The 22,204-nt window shown below is 43.8% G+C and carries 16 protein-coding genes; 10 read left to right on the top strand and 6 right to left on the bottom strand.

Annotated features, from left to right (window positions below; genetic code table 11):
• Window positions 1–195 precede the first annotated feature (195 nt).
• From QUA23_RS09770 to guaD, 7 genes are all read left to right on the top strand, one after another.
• Complete coding sequence (locus tag QUA23_RS09770; RefSeq protein ID WP_333075549.1) at window positions 196–1,869, top strand: ABC transporter ATP-binding protein; 1,674 nt, start codon at window positions 196–198, stop codon at window positions 1,867–1,869.
• Between the two features lie 126 nt (window positions 1,870–1,995).
• Window positions 1,996–3,069 (top strand): RNA polymerase sigma factor, RpoD/SigA family, encoded by a 1,074-nt coding sequence (locus QUA23_RS09775; RefSeq protein ID WP_333075547.1) that lies wholly within the window; start codon window positions 1,996–1,998, stop codon window positions 3,067–3,069.
• A gap of 174 nt (window positions 3,070–3,243) precedes the next feature.
• Entirely contained in the window at window positions 3,244–3,729 is a 486-nt protein-coding gene (locus tag QUA23_RS09780; protein WP_333075546.1) for a GNAT family N-acetyltransferase, read from the top strand.
• A gap of 192 nt (window positions 3,730–3,921) precedes the next feature.
• Window positions 3,922–4,128 carry a glycogen debranching protein gene (locus QUA23_RS09785; protein WP_333075545.1) on the top strand — a complete coding sequence of 69 codons (207 nt, stop codon included), beginning with the start codon at window positions 3,922–3,924 and terminating at the stop codon, window positions 4,126–4,128.
• A gap of 374 nt (window positions 4,129–4,502) precedes the next feature.
• Entirely contained in the window at window positions 4,503–5,498 is a 996-nt protein-coding gene (locus QUA23_RS09790; RefSeq protein WP_333075544.1) for an AEC family transporter, read from the top strand.
• Window positions 5,499–5,572: 74 nt separating this feature from the next.
• Window positions 5,573–6,412, top strand: coding sequence for a Uma2 family endonuclease (locus tag QUA23_RS09795; protein WP_333075543.1), 840 nt, complete (start codon window positions 5,573–5,575; stop codon window positions 6,410–6,412).
• A gap of 405 nt (window positions 6,413–6,817) precedes the next feature.
• The gene (guaD, locus tag QUA23_RS09800; protein WP_333075542.1) at window positions 6,818–8,173 is read left to right on the top strand and encodes a guanine deaminase; all 1,356 of its coding nucleotides are present in this window, start codon (window positions 6,818–6,820) and stop codon (window positions 8,171–8,173) included.
• Between the two features lie 67 nt (window positions 8,174–8,240).
• Here guaD and QUA23_RS09805 read toward each other — a convergent pair whose 3' ends face one another.
• The 3 genes from QUA23_RS09805 to QUA23_RS09815 all read right to left on the bottom strand — a co-directional run bounded on the left by QUA23_RS09805 (window position 8,241) and on the right by QUA23_RS09815 (window position 12,206).
• The gene (locus QUA23_RS09805) at window positions 8,241–9,677 is read right to left on the bottom strand and encodes an NCS2 family permease (RefSeq protein WP_333075541.1); all 1,437 of its coding nucleotides are present in this window, start codon (window positions 9,675–9,677) and stop codon (window positions 8,241–8,243) included.
• A gap of 34 nt (window positions 9,678–9,711) precedes the next feature.
• A complete protein-coding gene (locus tag QUA23_RS09810) occupies window positions 9,712–10,764 on the bottom strand; it encodes an aromatic ring-hydroxylating dioxygenase subunit alpha (protein WP_333075540.1) in 1,053 nt (350 codons plus the stop codon).
• Between the two features lie 191 nt (window positions 10,765–10,955).
• Complete coding sequence (locus QUA23_RS09815) at window positions 10,956–12,206, bottom strand: Na/Pi symporter (protein ID WP_333075539.1); 1,251 nt, start codon at window positions 12,204–12,206, stop codon at window positions 10,956–10,958.
• Window positions 12,207–12,503: 297 nt separating this feature from the next.
• On the opposite strand from QUA23_RS09815, the gene QUA23_RS09820 reads away from it, so the two are divergent.
• Window positions 12,504–12,755: a hypothetical protein gene (locus QUA23_RS09820; protein ID WP_333075537.1), complete on the top strand. Its 252-nt coding sequence runs from the start codon at window positions 12,504–12,506 to the stop codon at window positions 12,753–12,755.
• Between the two features lie 116 nt (window positions 12,756–12,871).
• The gene (locus tag QUA23_RS09825) at window positions 12,872–13,285 is read left to right on the top strand and encodes a nuclear transport factor 2 family protein (RefSeq protein WP_190657739.1); all 414 of its coding nucleotides are present in this window, start codon (window positions 12,872–12,874) and stop codon (window positions 13,283–13,285) included.
• Window positions 13,286–13,571: 286 nt separating this feature from the next.
• Here the strand turns inward: QUA23_RS09825 and QUA23_RS09830 are convergent, their stop codons facing one another.
• Window positions 13,572–15,104 (bottom strand): ATP-binding protein, encoded by a 1,533-nt coding sequence (locus QUA23_RS09830; protein ID WP_333075536.1) that lies wholly within the window; start codon window positions 15,102–15,104, stop codon window positions 13,572–13,574.
• A 43-nt stretch (window positions 15,105–15,147) separates the two neighbouring features.
• The gene (locus QUA23_RS09835; protein ID WP_333075534.1) at window positions 15,148–20,493 is read right to left on the bottom strand and encodes an ATP-binding sensor histidine kinase; all 5,346 of its coding nucleotides are present in this window, start codon (window positions 20,491–20,493) and stop codon (window positions 15,148–15,150) included.
• 407 nt (window positions 20,494–20,900) lie between these two features.
• On the opposite strand from QUA23_RS09835, the gene QUA23_RS09840 reads away from it, so the two are divergent.
• On the top strand, window positions 20,901–21,389 hold the full coding sequence (locus tag QUA23_RS09840) for a hypothetical protein (protein ID WP_333075533.1): 489 nt from the start codon (window positions 20,901–20,903) through the stop codon (window positions 21,387–21,389).
• Between the two features lie 136 nt (window positions 21,390–21,525).
• On the opposite strand, the gene QUA23_RS09845 is transcribed toward QUA23_RS09840, so the two are convergent.
• Entirely contained in the window at window positions 21,526–22,194 is a 669-nt protein-coding gene (locus tag QUA23_RS09845) for a 2OG-Fe dioxygenase family protein (RefSeq protein ID WP_333075532.1), read from the bottom strand.
• Window positions 22,195–22,204: the final 10 nt, after the last annotated feature.

Consider the following 22,204-nt stretch of genomic DNA (forward strand, 5'->3'; position numbering starts at 1 on the left):
TATTGGTATTTACAAACAGCATATCGGTATCTTGCCAATCACTAATAAGCCCTGAAAAATACTAATAACTAACAACTAGCCGCTAGTATATTGATAAATAATAAATAGCAACAGACAACAGTCAACAGACAACAGACAACAGACAACAGTTAACAGACAACAGACAACAGACAACAGACTAAGGACTAAGGACTAATGACTAATGACTCTTCTCTATTTTCAGTTGACAATCTGCGAGTAGCTTATCCTCAGCGGCGAGGCCAATCCGGTTGGGCCGTTGACAGGGTTTCCCTGACGCTGAAACCGGGGGAAAAGCTCGGATTAGTTGGGGAGTCTGGCTGCGGTAAGTCAACTTTGGGAAGGGCGGCGATGCGGTTGCTGCCGGATTCAACGCTCATTGAGGGGCGAGTTAGTTTTGCTGGAGAGTCAGTGTTTGATATGAATGCTTCGCGGCTGAGACGGTTTCGGGGCGAAGCTGTAGCATTGATTTTTCAAGATCCGATGACTCGTCTCGATCCTTTGATGACTGTAGGAGAACATTGCATCGAGACTTTGCAAGCTCACCGACCGAATTTGGATCGCAAGCAAGCTAAGAAACGGGCGATAGAAACTCTGGAAGCTGTGAAAATTCCCGCGTCTCGCTGGTCCCAATTTCCCCACGAATTTAGCGGCGGAATGCGGCAAAGAGTAGCAATTGCTTTGGCTCTTTTGCTCGATCCCAAATTAATTGTGGCGGACGAACCGACTACAAGTTTGGACGTAACTGTAGCTGCTCAGATTTTGCAGGAATTAACCAGACTTTGTGAGGAACGGGGAACGGCTATTTTGTTGATTTCTCACGATTTGGCGATGGTGGCTGAGTATTGCGATCGCATTGCGGTGATGTACGGCGGTAAAGTCGTAGAAACAGGGCCGGTGCAAAACGTGTTTGAAAAGCCGCAGCACGAATATACTCGATCGCTCCTCAAAGCAGCTTTGCACATTCAAGCCGATTCTGAAAAAGGGTTAGCATTCGAGGAAATCAGGACTGAAGTCGTTACTGCAAACTCAACAAATTCGCCTCTTTTGACAGTGACGAATTTGCAGCAACACTACAGTTTAGAAAGCAATTTATTAGATCAGTTGTTTTCCAGGAATCGCCAGGTAATTAAAGCAGTAGACGGCGTTAGTTTAGAGCTACAACGGGGAGAAACCCTAGGGCTGGTAGGGGAGTCTGGCTGCGGCAAAAGTACCTTGTCACGCACGATTTTGCAGCTAATTACCGCGACTGGCGGCAAAGTGGAATTTCAAGGAATAGATATCACTGCCCTGAACCGCGATGCTGTGAGGAAGCACCGCCGCGAAATGCAAATGATCTTTCAAGACCCCCACGCTTGCCTCAATCCGATGATGACTGTCGGGCAAAGTATTGCTGACCCTTTATTTATTCACAAATTAGCTAATGGTAGCGAAGCTAAAAAACAAGTAATCCAAATGTTAGAGCGGGTGGGTTTAACTCCGGGGGAGGATTTCTTTCGCCGCTATCCGGGGGAATTGTCAGGAGGACAACAGCAGCGAGTTTCGATCGCCCGCGCTTTGATTACTCGGCCGCAACTGATAATTTGTGACGAACCCGTGAGTATGCTGGATGCCAGCGTGCAGACTCAAGTATTAGAACTGATGTTGGAGTTGAAGAAGGAATTTAATTTGACTTATCTGTTCATTACGCACGATTTGTGGGTGGCGAGATTTTTTTGCGATCGCATTGCGGTAATGAATGCTGGAAAAATTGTTGAAATCGGTAAGACTAGGGATATTTTTACTAATCCGCAGGACCCTTATACTCAGCAATTATTGCAGGCAGCTCCTTTACTGGCTCGAACTCAATAGAAAGGTATAAAATTGGGGCCATCTAATTTCTGTCACGAGCTTCTAGATGGATTTCGGAAATTTCCGGTTAAATTCGCTAAAGTGAAGGGATACTTTTCAAATCATTCCACCGACACCAAGCACGATATGGCAGAATCTGACCTAGGCAGTTTTGCGGTGGCACCCGAAGCCTCATTCGCGATCGCACAAGATGAAGACACTGAGATCGATCGTCCGACGGTAACTCGGTCGTCAGCATACAACAACTGGTCTGCCGACGATCCAGTGGGAGCTTTGTTCAAGGAAATGGCTCGGTATCCTCTACTGACAGCAGCCGAAGAAGTAGAGTTGGCGCGTCGCGTTCAAGAATTGGTAGCCCTGGATGAACTAGAACAGCGTTTGCAGCAGGAATTAGGCAGAGTACCGACAAAAGCTGAACTCGCAACGGCTTTGGGGATAAGCGAAACTCAACTGCAACAGCTTCGCCACCAGTGTCAGTCGGCGAAACGGAAAATGATCAGCTCGAATTTGCGCTTGGTTGTTTCGATTGCCAAACGCTATCTTAATCGGGGCGTGCCTTTTCTCGATTTAATTCAGGAAGGAGCTTTGGGTTTGAATCGGGCAGCCGAAAAGTTCGATCCGGAGAAGGGTTACAAGTTTTCTACTTATGCCTATTGGTGGATTCGCCAAGGAATTACCCGGACAATTGCCAATCAAGGGCGGACGATTCGCTTGCCTGTTCACATTGTCGAACAGTTAAATAAACTCAAAAAAGTTTATCGAGATTTGAAGCGTTCTCTTCAACGCAATCCAACTGAAACTGAACTTGCTAGAGAAATGCAAGTTTCTTGCGAACAGCTTCGCTACCTCCAGCAAGTACGCAGGCAATCTTTGTCTCTCAACCACCGCATCGGCTCAGAAGAAAGTTCGGAACTTTTGGATGTTCTCGAAGATAACGCGACGCAATCTCCCGAAGCTCAGATGAATGAGATGATGATGCGCCAAGATATTTTGGAGGTGTTGGACAGTATTTTGACGGAGCGGGAAAAAGAGATTGTTGCTATGCGTTACGGTTTGCTGACCGGCGAACCTTACACTTTAGAAGAGGTCAGCAGTTTGTTCAATTTGTCCCGCGAACGAGTCCGTCAAATTCAAAATAAGGCAATGCGAAAGCTGCGTCGCCCTCAAGTGACGGAACGATTGAAGGGCTGGTTGAAATAAGCAAAAAAAATTGAGTGGGCATTTTGAAAAATCTTAAAATTATTGTGGGGGACACTCCGACCCTGCCGTATATATGCTGATTCAATGGGGAAAAACTTAATTAAAAATTACAAATTAAAAATGTCTTGATGTGGTATTTTTAATTCTTGATTGTCGCGTACTACTTACTTATTTATGTCTTCTGAGGTAATTTTGCGTCCAGCTACCCGCGCCGACGTGCCGGTGCTGTTTGATTTGATTAAAGCTTTAGCTGAGTACGAAAAATTATCTCATGCCGTTACTGGCAATGCCGTTGATTTGGAGCATCATTTGTTTGGCGATCGACCTTTTGCTGAAGCGATTTTAGCCGAGTGCGAAAATCGAGTTGTGGGCTGGGCGCTGTTTTTTTACAATTATTCTACTTTTTTGACTCAGCCGGGAATTTATTTGGAGGATTTGTTTGTGATCCCTGAGTTTCGAGGGCGGGGAATTGGCAAGTCTTTGATAGTTTATTTAGCGCAGTTGACGGTTGAAAGGGGCTGCGGGCGTTTGGAATGGAGCGTTTTGGATTGGAATGAATTGGCGATCGGATTTTACAAGGGTATCGGTGCTGATGTGATGCCCGACTGGCGGATCTGCCGGGTTGCGGGCGAGTCTTTGGCAACTTTGGCATCGAAGTAATTCAGGGCCGGCTAGAAGCCCACCCACAAAAAATTCATCTGTTGTGGAACAGGCATCTTGCCTGTGTGTGGAACAGGCATCTTGCCTGTTAAGCTAAAAGGCCGCACTCCGGTTAATTAATACCGACCTACTTAAGTGGCAAAAATATAGGAAAATTTAAGTAACAGTAGATTGTGATTGAGAGAGTAGATCGTGATTATTTGGGTAAACGAGCAAATCGATCCGTCGGGCATTCTTTATTCTTGCATTGCTTGTTGCGATGAAAGCCAAGCGAAGGATTGCCACGAATCTTTTGAGAAGAATTTGACGGCAGAGCAAAAACAGCAGGGCTGGGTTGCTACTTTGCGGACTGTTAGTTCTTGGGATGAGGTGCCTGTTAATGCTTTGAAATTGAATTAATGAGTGCAAGTCATTAGCAGCTTTAGTGTCGCCCTGTTTCGGTTCGAGAGAAATGGCAGGAAAACGTGGGACATCAGTTCGTCCAAGGCAAGATAGCTCGATCGCACATTTTTCAAATTACAAGAGGTTTGGTAAATGTGAAGGTAAAAAGCTGCAATCTTTTGGGACTGCGAGTCTGAAAATAGTGTCCTGCAAGATGCGGGAATGTGGGCAAAAATTTTTGGGTCTGGAGTGCTACCAACACCCTAGGACGAAAAAGCGTGCAAGTGCGATCCTCTTCGAGGGTTCCGCTAACGAAAATTCCCATTTTTCAAATGGATTTTACCATTATTATTAATAGATAAAGGCATTTCAAATTGTCAAGTTAAATTTTTATGATTGAAACCTTATTTCACGCTTATACGCCTCTAGTTATCTGGACTGGCTTGGGACTGCTGCTGTTTCGGTACATCCCAGTTGATTTTCCCAAGCTGCTGAGCCACTTTCTTTTCTGGATTGGGATACCGCTGCAAATTCTAGTTTTAGCCCGTCAAAGCGATTTTTCGGGTGCTGTGGGATTCACGCCGGCGATCGCCATATTCGTGTTATTTCTGAGTACGAGTTGTGCTTGGCTGACTTGGGTATTATTGCGTAGGCTGAGTGCGGCCCATATCAAAAAGCCCTATTTTCAGGGCAAAAATTCTCTGGTTAACTTATTTTTATTAAATTTTAATTCCCTGAAGAGATCGAGCCAAGGCAGTTTTCTCCTAGCTGCGATGTTAGGGAATACGGGATTTGTTGGATTAGCAATTACCCCGTCTATCATCAGCACCGATAACAACAACTGGGCTGTCTTGTACAGCGTCACTAATAACGTTATTGGAACTTATTGTTTTGGTGTATTTATTGCTAGCTATTTCGGGAACTCCGAGCAAAAAAATCACTGGTGGACTCAGATCCGGGACGTGCTGACAGTTCCCGCCCTGTGGGCATTTTTAATTGGTTTTTATACTAGAAACATCCCCCTGCCCGAAACAGTGGAATCGGGATTGCAGACTGCTGTTTGGGTGGTAATTGCCAGTGCTTTGCTGCTGGTTGGCATCCGGCTGAGGTCTATTAAGAAATGGGAAAGTTTTGAACTGGCTTTAATCCCCTCGCTGTTAAAAGTAGTAATTGTACCGGTGCTGATCGGATTGGGTGCTAGTTATTTCGGATTGAGTGGCGATCCGAGGTTCGTGTTGGTGTTGATGTCGGGAACGCCCACAGCTCTTTCAGTGCTGATTTTAGCAGAAGTCTACGAGCTCGATCGCGATTTGTTAGCTAGCAGCATCGCCATCACTTCTGTCGGGTTGCTGTTGATGCTTCCGCTGTGGTTAGCTGGGTTTAGTTAATATTAGCTAAAATTTCAAATCAGATTGCTCTAAAATTTCGCAGTACAATCAACAATAGCTGCACGGAAAAGACTATGAATGAGATAATAACCGCTACAGGTTTGCCTCCTGCATTCCCCGACCATACCCAACTGCCAGACGAAGACGGTACATTTGTGAAAAATTTTCAGGAGCATCCCCAGAGCATCATTCTGACAGATTCGATCGGGCCGGTTGTAGAGCGACTGCATCCAGATGGACAATATGCGATCGGGCAAGATTGCGGCATTTACTGGCGAGAAACTGACCCGCCAGAGCGAGGTGCAGAAGCACCGGATTGGTTTTACGTGCCGAATGTACCGGCAACACTTGACGGTTTTCGCCGTTCTTATGTACTTTGGCGGGAACACATGGCTCCGTTCATTGCTTTAGAATTTGCTAGCGGTAATGGAGAGGAAGAGCGCGATCGTACTCCCTTGAGTGTGGCCGCTGACGGTACCACCACTAAACCGGGTAAGTTTTGGGTGTACGAGAGAATTATCCGCATTCCTTACTACGGCATTTATGAAATGAGAACGGGCAATTTAGAGGTCTATCACCTAATAGATTTTGTGTATCGAAGGATGGAGCCAAACGAACGCGGTCACTATCCCATTCCTGTATTAGATGTAGAATTGGGACTTTGGCAGGGAAGCTATCAAAATCAAGAACTTCTTTGGTTGCGGTGGTGGGATTCCCAGGGGAATTTGCTGTTAACGGGCTCCGAACAAGTTGAAATTGAGCGTGGCCGGGTCGAACAAGAACGGGAAAGAGCCGAACAAGAACGGGAAAGAGCCGAACAAGAACGGGAAAGAGCCGAACAAGCAGAACGAAAACTCGCCCAGTTAGCGGAGCGGCTGCGATCGATGGGACTCGATCCCGATGCTGAGGATTGATATCAAATCCGATCGTAGTAGATACCGAACCGGTGCGTCGCGATCGACAATCTACAACTAAACTCGATTTTCTGCCAGCGACGCACCATACAAACTACAAATCAACTCGAATGCTCGAGCGGAATGTGGGTTAATACTGCTAGTCCTAGACGCACGGGGGCTCAGAAACCGGGTTTTTTTTACGAAAATACTCCGTTTTTACCCGCAGAGTCGGTAAAAAACCGGTTTCTCTGTCGGAGTTCGTCCAGGACTGTTCTATGCAATTTTATAAATGCTAAAGCAGTAATAATGCTATTAGATTAGTCTTAAAATTATTTTTGTAGTAAATGTAACTTACACATCTGACATTACAAGCAATCATTTTAATAGGATTGAGCAAACCTCCAAAACCAAACAAATTTTCACATGGCAATTAATCAAAATTTATCTGTATCTGAAAACTCAATTAAAGCGTTTCGCGGTGCTTTTCTAGATTTTGTGGAAGATCCTTTTTATGTTGCCCAAAATCAAAGCGTTCGCTATGTTCCAGATGGTCTGCTGGTTGTAGAAAACGGAATTGTTAAAGCTTTTGGATCTTACGATCGCCTGAAAGAGCAGTTCTCAGACATCACTGTGTCTGAATACCCAGGAATGCTGTTGATGCCTGGATTTATTGATATTCACGTGCATTTCTCCCAAACTGGAATGATTGCTGCTTACGGAAAACAGCTTTTGGATTGGTTGAATCAATATACGTTTCCAACCGAACTGAAGTTTAAAGACCGAGAATACGCCGAACAGGTTGCAGCTATTTTTATTGATGAACTATTACGCAACGGCACCACGACGGCAGTTGTTTTAGCAGCGGTTTTTTCAGGATCAGTCGATGCTTTTTTTGAGGCAGCGAGCCGTCGAAATCTGCGGATGATTGCGGGCAAAGTGATGATGGATCGCAATGCACCGAAATATCTGACCGATACGGCCCAAGAGTCGTATCAAGATAGCAAAAAGCTGATTGAAAAATGGCATCACAATCAACGATTGTTATACGCGGTGTCGCCTCGGTTTGCACCGACTTCAACCCCGGAACAACTGAAGCTAGCAGGGAAACTGTTGCAAGAGTATCCTGATGTTTATCTGCACACGCATCTATCAGAGAACGTTAATGAAGTTGCTTGGGTAAAAGAACTTTTTCCCGAGTGCAAAGGCTATCTCGATGTGTACGATCGAGCTGGATTGGTGGGAGAGCGATCGATCTTTGCACACGGCGTACAACTGACGAATGCAGAATTTCAACGGCTCTCTGAAGCAAAATCCACGATCGCATTCTGTCCTACGTCAAATTTGTTCTTAGGCAGTGGGTTGTTCGATCTTGAAAAAGCGAAGTCGATCGACGTTCCGGTTAAAGTAGGGCTTGCCACAGATGTTGGTGCAGGAACGAGTCTTTCGATGCTGCAAACGGCAAATGAAGCGTACAAAGTCGCGCAACTGAGACAATACTCTCTGTCTGCATTTCAAGCATTGTTTCTCGCTACGCTCGGCAGCGCTAGAGCGTTATGTCTGGACGATCGCATTGGCAATTTCGAGGTGGGTAAAGAAGCAGATTTTGTGGTGCTTGACTTGCGATCGACGCCGATCATGGCATTTCGCAATTCTGCAGCACCCGCAACAACGCTGGAAGAACTTGCCGAGCGTGCCTTTAGTTTAATCATCATGGGCGACGATCGAGCCGTTAAGGCAACCTACATCCTGGGGGAACTCGCCTACAGCAAAGCAGATTAAACTATCGGCGTCGCCTAAACAACTGGTAAGTCATTCAAACCTAGCTGTTGGCTCTCGCCATGCCGGCTCAGGCTGCTGAATGATGAAACCGCAGTGACATAAAGATGAACCGAATCACGAAGATGCCCGCAATGATCCAAGTTCCCCCAGACACTTCCTTGGCTCTACCTTGGCAGGTTTTCACAATCGGATAGGCAATGAATCCGATCGACAACCCTTCCGCGATCGAATAAGTCAATGGAATCAGGAATATCGTTAGAAACGCTGGAATCACTTCCGAAATATCATCCCAGGGAATTTCTTTAACCTCAGCCAACATCATCGCGCCAACAATGACCAGCGTCGGCGTCGTTGCAAAAGCCGGAATCGCTTTAAACACCGGAATGAAAAACAGCGACACCGCAAATAATCCTGCCACAACTAAAGCGGTAAATCCAGTTCGACCGCCTTCGGCAACGCCTGCCACGGATTCAACATAAGCCGTCACGCTCGACGTACCGAAGATCGGACCGATTGTGGTGCCAATGGCATCTGCCATCAGTGCTTTATTTGCACGCGGCAACTCGCCATCCGGGCCGATATAGCCTGCCCGCATTCCCACACCCGTTAGCGTCCCGATGGTGTCAAAAATATCAACAAATAGAAATACAAACAGCACTGCAATCCAGTCAATAAAATTCTCGGAGTTCAGATTAGCAATTCCCAGAAATGCTTGACCAAAAATGTCTTTTGGCAATTCTGGCAGCGCAAAAAATCCTTGAGGTGGAGGTGAAACCTTGAACAGCCAAGCCCAAATTGCGGTGCCTAAAATTCCAAATAGTAACGCACCTCTGACGCCCCGAACCACCAATCCGGCTGTCATCGCTAAACCCGCCACAGCGAGTAGCGTGTTCGGTTCTGCTAAACTGCCAAACGCCGTTTTTGTCGCTGGATTTGCCACAATCAATCCGGCTCCCCCATTGGCAACATCTCCTGACATCCCGATGTAGGCAATAAACAAGCCAATCCCACCTGCGGTTGCGTGCTTGAGCGACCTGGGAATTGCCACGATCAATAACCGACGTACATCCGTGAACGTCAGAGCGATAAAAATTAACCCCTGAACAAACACGCACGACAGCGCCAATCGCCAATCGATTTTCAGTCCGATTACAACTGAGAAAGCAAAAAAGGCATTCGTTCCCATTCCAGGCGCCAGCCCGAACGGGTAGTTTGCTAAAATTGCCATACAGAAGGTTCCAACAGCAGCCGCAACAGCGGTTGCCACAGCCAATTGGGAAAACAAATCTCCAGGCTGTTGTAGAAAAATCGCGTTTGACAGAATAATCGGATTGACGACTAAGATGTATCCCATCGTCATGAACGTGGTGATACCCGCGAGCGTCTCTGTTTTGAAATTGGTTCTGTAGAAATCAAACTGGAAGAACTCTGCCAGTGCAGCTTGCCAACCTGTGTAGGATTGCTTTGGCGGAATCGGTTTTTGAAATTCTAAATCAGCGCTCATGGTTTGGATCTCCGAAATTCAATTGAGATAGGAGTTAGGCGGTAAACGATCGTCCTAGACCCAATGCCGCCAATCCTTTGCGATACGCGATCGAGCTTTTATCCCCGGCAATGTGGACTTCATCTTGCAGCGCGATCGGTAAATCTTCGGGATACTGTTCCTCAACAATGTCCTTATCTTCGCCAAACACTTGATGGTTAAAGTCCAGCGTGTCTTGCAGCGGTGCATCTTTGTCAAAATTGCGGCAAATCGGCACAAACAAGCGCGTCTTGCGGGCTGAAACCGGACAGGCAGCATTCAGGATGTGTAACTGCCCGTTCGGAAAGGTAACGGTTAACTTCGCTGTGAACGGCAGCCACACTTCAAACAATCGACGCCACTTAAACCCAGGCGGACTCAGATGCTTTAGACCGTGCGGATAGTTGCTCACAGTGCTGACATAATCAGCGCGAAACCCGTGCGGTAGTCGCTCAACGGGATAATCTGGCACTTCTGGATTTTCGCGCTCGCCAAAGGATTCGGTGTGAACAAACGCAAAATGACTCACATCCAGAAAGCCTTCGACTTGACGACCTGCGGCAGCTTCGATCGCCACGCTGCCTGGCAGAACCTGAATATAGTCTGGATCGTTCCATTCCTTAAAGGAGGGAAAATGGACTGAACCGTTATCCACGAGCCTTACCCACACTAAACCATAGCGTTCGGTGACAGCGTAGGTCGTCAATTTCAGCCGAGCGGGAATTGCGGCATCCGGTTGAGCGGGAATACACGTGCATTGACCGCTTTTGTCGTAGCGGATGCCGTGATATTTGCATTGGAGTTCATCGTTCTCAACCCATCCCAAACTCAGAGGAGCACCGCGATGCAAACACAAATCCCGTGCTGCAACGATCGAGCTATCGGAAAGTCGAAATAGCACGAGCCGTTCATCGAGCAGCTTTGCTGCAAACGGTCGATCAGTGACTTCCTGCGAGAACGCGATCGGATACCAAAACGGCGCAAGGGCTTTCCAATCAGTTTCAGTAAAGGTGCAGTTTCGAGGCAATATAAACGCAGAATTGCACGATCGTTCTTGTGTAGTGTGCATAATGCTGTATGCGAAATACCGCTGAAGCTTAAAACATTAGAAAGCTTACTTCTGTACGATTTACTACATATAGCCTGTCTCAGTAACATGAGTTAGTTGTAGGTTGGGCCCTTGGAACTAAACCCAAATCTCTGGGGCTAACTGGTGGCTCGCTGCTCTTTTACCTATGTCAAATGCTAGTTGTAGTCCGATCACGAGTTGCGATCGAACGCCGAATCTGTTTCATCCTTGCCTTTGGGAATCACTTTTTCCAATCCCTTAGCAATTAATGGTAGAAATCCGATCGCCAACATTACGCCCAATACGTTAAATATTAATTGAGCATTGGCGATTTCTCGGGCAACATCTTCGCCTGCCCCAAATAAGCTGGAGAGCCATTGGGAGATCGCCGCTAATTGACTAGCAAATAAAATCCCCAAAGTGGCGGTCGTCAGATTAAATAATAAATGAAAAATGCCCGTTCGTACAGCAGGTCTTTCTCGTCCAATTGTGGCGACTAATGTATCGGCGCAAGTGCCAACTTCCGCTCCTAACATTAAGGCAATCCCAGCAGGAAGTGAAATTAAACCTTGACTAGCTAGGGTAACGATAATAGCAACCGTAGCGGAGGAAGATTGAACTAAAATGGTAAACAAGGCACCAATTCCAGCTCCTAGTAAGGGTTTTTCTCCCAAAGTTTCCATTAACTTAAGAAATGGTTGGTAGCTCTCAAACGGCTCCATTGCGCTTTCAATTTGGTCTAGTCCGAAAAACAGCAAGCCAAAACCAAGCAAAACTAAACCAATATTTTTGAGTCGGTCTGTTTTACCCATAAAAGTTAATAAAAAGCCAACAAACATAAGAATTGGCGCGTATTCGTTAATTTTAAAAGCAACGATTTGAGCGCCGATAGTCGTGCCAATATTGGAACCTAAAACTACTCCTAGAGACTGAACAAATGTTAGCAATCCGGCACTCACCATCGCAATTGTAATAATAATTGTGACGGATGAAGAATCTAATAAAGTTGTGGCTGCTGCGCCTGTGGCGAGTCCGGCATAGCGATTTGTAGTAAAATGTCCGATAATTTCTTTCATGCGATCGCCCGCAATTGCTTCGAGTCCTTCCGCCATCCGAGTAACACCATATAAAAATAGCACCAATCCCCCGATCGCGCCCATTGTCATTTTAAAAGGCTCTAGTTTTTCCTCTTTTTTATCTTCCCCTTCGCTGGCATTCTTAGCTGGTTGATTTTTCTGCTGTTGCTGTCCTTCAGTAGCAGCAGGCGTTGGTTCTACTTCGCTTGAATTGGGCATTTGAGCTTGGACGCTAACTTCTAAAGATGGGTAAAATAAATTATAACGAGCGCCGATTAAGGGAGGAACAACAATCAAGATTGTTGCTAAAAAGCTGAGTACCAATAGGTTAAAAATTTTATTCCTTGACTTAATTAAAGACCGCATGATATTTCCTCAATTTTTTATTTACTTTAAATTTTTACTAAATGCCAAACATCTACCTAAATAAATAGTTTAAAAGTCGAAAAAAAGATTATAATTGGTTTATAAAAAGGTTAACAAAACTTGCGCAAATCATAAACTAACGGGTGGCTTTTTCCCAAAAAGAACGCATGGCGCCATCAGTAACTAGAGCAAGATTTCGATAATTTAGAGCAAGAATCGAGGTTGAACGAACTGTTTACACTCTTTAAGCTTTAAGTAACCGCTATCAATTAACCGCAGCGGAAGGAGGAACTTATTATGTCAGAAAATCACACGCCGCCAAATATTGACAGTCGGCGCACCAGGAATCGCAGGGCTGATATCAAATCCGGTGGGAGCGGAATTATAAGCGTGCGAGCGTCCCCGCTCGCGATCGTGTTAGCGAGCGGGGACGCTCGCACTGACATTATCCAAATATATTACTCCGATGCCACCGGAAACGATATGACAGGAGCGATCGAAAGATTTTCACGTCTGTGCGATCGACGACCTGAAATCTGCTGTATGTAGAGGGACGGGAGGGGAAAATATCTAATCTAATAAAGCCCGTCCTCGACGCACACACGCTATCTCTAGGGCTCCATGCACACCGCACTTACCCTTTATAATCACAGAAAACAAAGCTGATGGAAACTAAACCACCTCTACCGCCCTTTACGTTGGAAACGGCTAAAGCCAAAGTTCAAGCTGCTGAAGATGCCTGGAATACCCGCGATCCTGAACGAGTAGCCTTAGCTTATACGGAAGATTCTCAGTGGCGAAACCGTGCCGAATTTTTCAGCGGACGGGAAGAAATAAAGGCTTTTTTAAGACGAAAATGGGCAAAGGAATTAGATTACCGTTTAAAGAAAGAACTGTGGAGTTTTACAGATAATCGGATTTCTGTTCGATTTGAGTATGAGTGGCACGATGATTCTGGCTATTGGTATCGCGCCTATGGTAACGAACAGTGGGAATTTGCAGAAAATGGGTTAATGCGAAGACGTGAAGCTAGCATTAATGATGTTCCCATTCAAGAGTCAGAACGGAAGTTTCGATAGGAGTTATCTGTGAGTTGCTTAATGAAACTTAGACCTTTTCTCACCTTTTTAGGGGCTGAAAACCTCTCCCTAGCAAAAGAAAGAGGTCTATGGCCTAAAAATGCCTGAAACCATTGTAAATATTAGATTTATGCCCTTTCGAGGTAAAAGTCTTTCTCTATATAGGTTTTAAGCCATTTTGGCTTCATTTTTTGTCTCAGCCCGTTAGCGTAACTTTCGGAATTACTGCTGATTTCTCCCCTGCAAATGAAAACCCCTATATGATGAATTGGGCCCAATCAGTTTGCTAGACCATAGATACCGCGAAATTGGTTGCTTTACAGATAGTCGGCATCTCAATAATAAACTCCGTTCCCTGCTCTGGCGTAGAAAAACACTGTAGTTGAGCGCAGTGTTTTTCTAGCAGAATTTTTCGGCTGATTGACAATCCCATGCCTGTACCTTTTCCGATTGGCTTAGTAGTAAAAAAGGGAGTGAAAAGTTTTGAACGAACTTTCTCACTCATGCCAATGCCATTATCAGCAATTGTTACCCGAATGCCTGATCCCGTGCTAATGTTGTCATAGGAATTGCCCGCTACGACTTCAGTACGAATCAAAATTTGGGGGTGAAAAACTTTACCCTCTTCTCTACTTCCCCGCTCTTCCAAAGCATCTATAGCATTCGCTAAAAGGTTCATAAACACCTGATTAAGCTGACCTGCATAACAGGTCACAAGTGGCAATGGACTATACTCTTTAATCACGTTAATAGCAGGACGATCTGACTTAGCCTTGAGGCGATGCTGCAATATCATCAAGGTGCTATTAATACCTTCGTGAATATCTACTGATTTGATTTCGGTTTCATCTAAGCGCGAAAAATTTCGTAGAGACTCCACAATCATACGAATGCGTTCGATGCCTAACTGCAAGGAAGAAAGCAACTTTGGCAAATCGTCCATGATAAATGACAACTCTCCATCTTCTATTGCATTGAGAATTTCTGCTTCTGGTTGTGGGTAATGCTGTTGGTAGAGATTCAACACATAGATGAGTTCTTTAATATAATCTTTCGCATAGGAGATATTGCCGTAAATAAAGTTAACCGGATTATTAATTTCATGAGCGACACCTGCAACTAATTGACCGAGACTCGACATTTTTTCACTTTGAACTAGCTGGAGTTGTGTGTCTTGCAGTTCTCGGACAAAATGCTCTAAGGCAAGAGCTTTTTGGTGTTCTTTTTCTTCACTGATACGCAGTGCTTTCTCTGCTTGTTCGCGCTGCTCTATTTCAGACTGCAATTTATGACCTAGACAAAAACTTCTCAAAGCTGTTAGCACTGTAGTGTATAGCTTTGATGTCGTTAATTCAGTTTTAGTTTTATAGTCATTTATATCGTAATTGATAATAACGCTTTTTTCGGGTACTTGGCCGGGTTGACCCGTGCGTAAAATAATTCGCACTAACTGATTGCCTAACACTTGGCGGACATATTTCACAAATTCTAAGCCAGCATCATCCGTTTCCATGATTACATCAAGCAGGATGATAGCCACATCCGGATGTTCTTGAATTAACTGTTTAGCTTCCTTAGCGGAATAAGCACTAATAAATTTTAAAGATTTATTTTCGTAAACAAACTTTCTTAAGGCTATATCGGTAGCTGTGTGAACTTGAGATTCATCATCTACAATCAAAATTTTCCAGCTTTCTGTCGGAGTAGCTTCTGATACTTCATCGGCAAAAAATAAGTCTTCATCTGAGTTAACTTCATCCGCAAATAACACTTCTTCAGATGATATTTCATTTGAAAAGCCGTAAATATTCTTATCCATTGCTGCTCACCTTTCTGTGTTACTGATGTTGGGATTTAGGAAACTACGGTTCTGAATCGATTGGGACGGGTAGCTTAATAATAAATTTGGTGCCTGCTCCGACCTCACTTTTACATTCTATTTCACCCAGAAGTTTTTGGGTTACTAAATTGTAGACAATATGCAATCCCAACCCGCTACCACCCTGACCGCGTTTGGTAGTAAAGAAGGGCTCGAAAATTTTACTTAAATTTTCTGGGGGAATGCCTTGACCATCATCGGAATATTCAAAGCTAAGTCGAGATCCCTCTTGCTGCCAATCAAAAGCCAGCTTTCCACTAGCGCCCGGTTCGTAAGCGTGAATCAGAGAGTTCATCAGCAAATTTGTGATAACTTGGGATAATGCACCTGGATAAGAATCTAGGGCTATTTTGGTGTCTCCCTTAATTTCGATCGAATGTTTGGTATTTCTCAATTTGGGTTTTAATTGGATTAAAATTTCATCGAGATAATCTCTTACCAAGAAGGTTCGCCGTTCTTCGCTCGATCGATCGACTGCTACTTCTTTAAAGCTCCGAACTAATGCTGCTGCTTGATTGAGATTGGTTAGAAGAGAGTTGCTGCTAGTGGTGGCTATATCCAAAAATTCTTCGAGTTCCGAGCGTTTCATTTTGCCACTTTTATAAGTAGAAGCAAATTCTGTAGTATGTTCTGCTAAAGCTGACGCAACGGTGACACCAACGCCGATGGGAGTATTAATTTCATGGGCGACGCCTGCAACTAATCCTCCAAGCGATGCCATCTTTTCAGATTCCACTAGCTTACTTTGAGTCGCTTTTAAAGCATCCAGCGTGTTGGATAATTCGTGGGTGCGATCGCACACTAATTGCTCTAAGTTTTGATTGAACTCCTGCAAGTTATTGTAGAGTTGGGCATTTTCTATGGAAATTGCTATTTGGGCCGATAACAATTTTAACAGTTCTAGCCTATCTGTAGTGAAAGCTCCTTCTGTGAGGTTATTTTCTAGGTAAAGAATTCCTGTCAGTTTTCCTTGGTGCAGCAGAGGAGTGCAGAGAATCGATTTCGGTTGAGTGGCTGCAATGTAAGGATCGCGGGTAAATTGTCCCTCTTGGGTGGCGTTATTTAAAACTACGTTTTCCTGGGTGCGGATGACGTAGTGGGCGATCGCACTTGCGAGTTTTGGCGTTTCCCCAGAAGCAGCTTCTGCATTGAGGGGAAGCGATCGCAGCACGCTAACTTCATTCTCCTTCACCGAACCTTCAGCCTCAATTGCCCAGTTTCCTGCTTTTTCTAAAATTAAAAATCCTTTTTCAGCGCCTGCATTTTCGATGGCGATTTTCATCAACCTTTCTAGTAGCTTACTCAAAACTATTTCACCTGAAATTGCTTGGGCAGCTTTCATTACTGTGCCCAAATCGAGCGTTTCTCCCAAATTGGTGCTAGTGCTATTAGGCGCATTGGTTGTTGTGTTAACGTTCGTTTGAGTTGTTGTCTTGGCTGAGGTTCTAGCTAGGAATTGGGCGTATTTTTCTTCTAAATGCTTAACTTTAGCTACAGCGCCCCAAGCTTGGTAGCTATAATGAGCGTTTTGCATATAAGCTTGGGCGATCGTGTCTTTGCCCCATGCCAAGTAAAATTTGGCGGCGAGTTCGTGAGCGAGTGCTTCTTCGTTGGTGTATTCGTTTTCTTTAGCAAGGGAAATAGCCTTGTCGTACATTTCGATTGCCTCTACTTTTTCCCCTAAAACCCGATGCCGTTCTGCCTCTACTAGATAGAATTTATGCAAATAATTCATTGGCCCATGATGCGCCCATTTTTGCATTTTCTCTTGATTAGCTTGTACTCTGTCAAGAATGCCCTGTTGCTCTGACTGTGGAGTATCAGAATACACGGCCAACCGCACCAAAGAATCGTAAAAATGGAATATAGGAATAACGGGCAATCCTACCATTGCATCTAAACACTTCTCTGCTAGAGCAGTATTTTCAATGCCTTCTGAGTAATTTTCAAACAAATAACAAAGGTAAATTTTGTTCAAATATATGTATGCAACTGCCGATTTGTCCTTTGCCTGCTGGTATAATGGCAACTTCAGCTCCTCATCACAGGCTTCACCCTTCAGAATGCAAGGTTTTTCGCTTTTTCCCAACAAATTTAATATAGCTTGCCAATTTATTTCTATATAATTAAGTGCTATTTCTTGCTTGACATTATAAATAGCATCTCTGTTAATTGCTATCCCTCTGTCCAGCACAGTCAGTTCTTGGCCACTATAGTAAGCTGCACAGGAGGAATGTATTAGACTAAAGCCTGCATATTCTAAATCTCCTGTCTCTATTCCGCTAGAGTAAGCAGACACTAAAGGCTCGCAGGTTTCTCTCAGATGCTCTTTCCAATGTCGGGTAAATATATTTACATGGACAACTGTCTTTGCTTTAATTTCTTGAGCATTTAACTTTGACAATAGACTTAAAGCTAATTGACCGAACTGATAACCCGAATCAATATCCTCCACAATTCCACAAAGAAGAAAACCATAATTGGCATAAGCAAAGGGAGAAACGGAAGCATTACCATATTGGACGGATAAATCTACTTGTTTGCACACCGTCAAGAGCAACAGTTGTGGAGCAGCAATGTATGCAGGAGCAAAGATACTTGATATAAGTCTCATAGCTGCTAGTTTATAGGGATCTGTCATTTGAGGCAGGTCACTTAAATCCTCAATTCGCTTCCCCTTCAAAATTGCCGCCGTTTCCCCCAGTGCTTGCCCAATATCTGACGGGTTTGGCTGAGAGGGAAACTCCACCCCTAAGAGCTTTAAAACTTCTAACGCTGTATTAACGGCTTCTAGTAGCTTTTTCTGCGACACGGAAGCTTGAATCTGGACTTCATAGATTTTTATTTTTTCCAATAGGTTTTTGGAACAGTTTTGCACGACCTCAGCTAATTTCTGCATCCGGTCAAAGTCACCACTCAGAAATGCTGCTTCTGCTGCTTCGGTATGTAGTGCTAATGTCAGTTCGTAATGATGAGTCCAGCTAGAATTTGCTAGCAGTCCCAAACCTGCTTGCAAATATTGGGTAGCCGCAGCATGAGCCGTTGCTGCTTTAGCTTTTTGACCTGCGGTTAAATTAAGTTTGGCAATTTCAGTTCGTTCGGATTCATCACTAATGAGTTCAATTCCCAGATTCAAATGATCGACGATCGCAAATATCTCTTCCGCTCGTTTCTCTGGTGAGGTATTTTGCCACAGCAGGCGACCGATTTGTAAGTGAACTGTTTTTTTAGAAGTTTCCTCAATCAGAGCATAAGCTGCTTGTTGCACGCGATCGTGCAAAAACTTATAAGTAGTAATAACGAGATGAGACTGAACGATTTCTTCTTCTGTTACGCCGAGTTCAGAAGTGGCTAAAATTAGTCCATCTTGAATGGCTGGCCATAGCTTTTGAAAGGTTTCAGCGGGAGATTTTTCATGAACAACAGACAGAGTATTTAAGTCAAAACTATTGCCAACGCAAGCGGCTAATTGTAAAATTTGTTGAGTTGAATCGGGCATTTTTCTCAATTTACAGACCATCAACTCAACAACGTTATCGGTAATGCCTACTGCTTCGATTTCTGAAATATTCCAATCCCAGCTTCTTTGCACTAAATTGAAATTCAGGAGGGTTTCTTCATAGAGAGTTCTGAGAAACTGATTGACAAAAAAAGGATTGCCTTGAGTTTTACCCACGACTAACTCAGCTAGGGGCATGACTGCGCCTCTATCCCTACGCACAGTATCAGCTATCAAGTTAGCGATATGTCCGATATCTAAGGGAGTTAAGGTAATTTGGTTAATAGTAGCCTCTTGCTTTTGCAGCCCCTCCAAAGTCATTATCAGGGGATGTGTGGGGCTCACTTCGTTATCTCGATAAGCACCCATTAGAAATAAATATTTTGTTTCCTCATCTGCCATCATTACTTGCAGCAGTTTCAGAGTAGCGGAGTCAGCCCATTGCAAATCGTCCAGAAAGATGACTAAGGGATGCTCCACAGAGCCAAAGATCCGGATGAATTTTTGAAAGACTAAATTAAAACGGTTTTGCGCTTCCGTAGCCCCTAATTCTTGGACGGGTGGCTGTTTGCCAACGATGAGTTCTATGTCGGGAATGACATCTATAATTATTTGACCGTTATCACCAAAAGCCACTAAAAGTTGTTCTTTCCAGCTATTGAGTTGGATTTCGCTTTCAGTTAACAGTTGCTTGACTAAGGACTGAAAAGCTTTAACGATCGCTGAGTAAGGAATATTGCGTTGAAATTGATCGAATTTTCCGGCAATAAAATAACCCCTTGCCTTAGTTATCGGCTTATAAACTTCTTGCACTAAGGCGGATTTACCAATCCCAGAATAACCCGACACTAACATAATTTCTTTCGTGCCATTGCTGACGCGATTAAACGCGGCTAGCAAGGTTTCTAGTTCTCGTTCTCTCCCATATAGTTTTTGGGGAATTTGAAATTTATCCGTAATATCTTTTTGGGCGATCGCAAAATCAGCAATCGTTCCTTTAGCCTGTATTTGTTCTCGGCATTTTTCTAAATCGGCGAGCAGTCCCCAAGCACTTTGGTATCTTTTTTCAGCAGTTTTTTCTAACAGCTTCATTACTATATCTGAAACCGTTTTAGGAATTCCTATTCCTGGATTGATTTCATGGGGCGGTACTGCTTGTTTAGCAATATGACAGTGTACTAATTCCATTGCATCGTTGTAATCCCATGGCAGTTGCCCCGTTAGAAGTTCGTAAAAAGTAACTCCTAATGAGTAAAAATCAGTGCGGTAGTCGATCGCTCGGTTCATTCTGCCTGTTTGTTCCGGCGATATATAGCTCAGAGTGCCTTCTAAAACATTAGAATTTTTTAGGGTAGGATTCTCACGAGTTAAAACAGTAGAGATGCCAAAATCTATGATTTGGACTAGCCCGGTTGTCGAGTCAATAATAATATTGCTGGGGTTGATATCTTTATGAATAATGTTATGTTGATGAATTTGACCTAAAGCTCTGGTTATTTTAATAGCGGTTGACAAAAACTCTTCTAAGGTAAGTTTTTGAGCGGCCAACCACAGCTTTAATGATTCTCCACCACTATCCTCGAAAACGATCGCCAAACTGTTCTGGTATTTTTCTAAGCTGTAGGTTTTAGGTACACTTTCTAGGTTAAGATTGCGTGTAATTTCGTATTCCTGCTTGTATCTGACTAACGAAGCTGGCATCGGATAATCTTGCTTGAGAAATTTGAGAATGACTGGTTGGTTGTCTTGCTTTCTCAATCCTCGGTAAACTAAAGAATTGTTACTTTCATGTATTTGGTTGGTAATCTCGTAGCCAGCTAAGTTAATCATTTTTGCAGCCTATTTAAATAAGAAATACACATTTTTTTAGCAATTATCAATTTGTAAGTAGATTTACCCTCTAATATAAAGACTAGCTTGCACTTTAAGCAAAATTTAAATTTCCAATAAAAAAATATTAATTTTTACATTTCTTAAAAAATACAAATAAAGATTTATGTTAGGAGGGATCTCGGTCTACAGTTTCCTCCAAAAGCAGCCAGAACAGAGTGAAGGGCGAGATCCCTTGGTCTTCAGAGGAGATTTGTACGGCTTGTGATAGTTACTAGATCTATAGCCAGATATGGGGGGACTGGCGGGGGGTAAATTTGACTTTTGCAAGAACTCTAAAGAAGTTTATAGAGCACCTGCGATCGTGTAGAATCTGAAAAAATAATTTTAATGGAGTTTTGTTGCAAATGAAATTTTTGTGGCTCGAAACACTAATTGTTAGTTCTATCCTTCTGTCAATCTCATCATTGTCCTCTGCTCAAAGTAATCAACAGAGATCTACAATTCTCCCCACAGGAGCTTACTACGCTCAAGGAACAATGTTCAATAACTCCCGTAGAGAGATTGCACATCAAAACAATAGAATCTGCATCAAGATCGTCGATGGTCCTGCAAATCCCTACAAAGGAGTCGAATCTATCACAATTAGCAGCGTGTCTTTAGAAAATGGGAAATTCTATATTGATGCAACTGGCACAGAGCTAGTATTAAAAAACAATGGAAAAGCATTCTCTGGCGACATTCGCGGTACATGGGAGTATAGAGGTATCTCGCCCGATCCAAGGAGTCAACCCATACAAGCTAAAAAAATGGCAGAATGTGTCGCTGCTCAAGGACGATATGTGCAGAAGATGGAAGGAATATCCATTTCAGGAATCGATTTTCCCAAGCATTAACCACGATCGAGATGGGTGGGGGCGAAACCAAAAGGTGCTCTGTGAGATGCAGTAATCGGTAATCGAAGTAAGGTGCGGAGTACGCACCCTACTTCAGCACCCTACTTCATTAGGTTATGCGTCCAAGACTGTATCCTCAATCGCAAAGCAAACTCGGAGAAGTCAGCACAAAGACATCCCTGGTTCCCACCCCTTCAGATTCCGGTTTAATCGGCGTAGTAAAGTGGAAAAACTCGTGGTCGTTAACTAACAGCAATTCCCCTGGCTGCAGAACTTTATTAAAAACAGGCTTCTCTTTTTTAGCCAAGTACAAATGCGTTTCCCCGCCTACAATATTAGTTCTGTCAACCGAGAAAATCCCGATAAAATCAGTACCGTCTTGGTGAATGCCTTCCGGTGCGGGGTTGCCGAAATTGTGCGGCGAACAAGTAGTCCTGATTTGATGGATGCCGATTTCAGCTTCCGGGTGAATTTTGCAGGAATCGAAAAAAGCAAAAATCATCTGTTTGAAATTATCGAGGGCAATTAGCCGATCGTCCAATTCGGCAAATTCCCGCTTGATATCACCCACTAGCGGATTGTATGTTTTGCTTTGATACAAATAGCCGTGAGGTAACTTAACTAACTCATCTCCGTTCACTGTAAACCGCGATAATCTTCTAGAACGATACTTACCTTTCACATACGGATCGACAGGCATATCGTCAAAAAATTCCTTGAAACCTTCTAGCTTAATAGAGTTTACTTTTTTGAAAGTAAACATGAAGGCATAATCCAAATGAATGGATTCTAATACGGTTTTCATAGATTTTACT

The organism is Microcoleus sp. Pol1C5, assembly GCF_036701115.1.
Lineage (GTDB): Bacteria > Cyanobacteriota > Cyanobacteriia > Cyanobacteriales > Microcoleaceae > Microcoleus.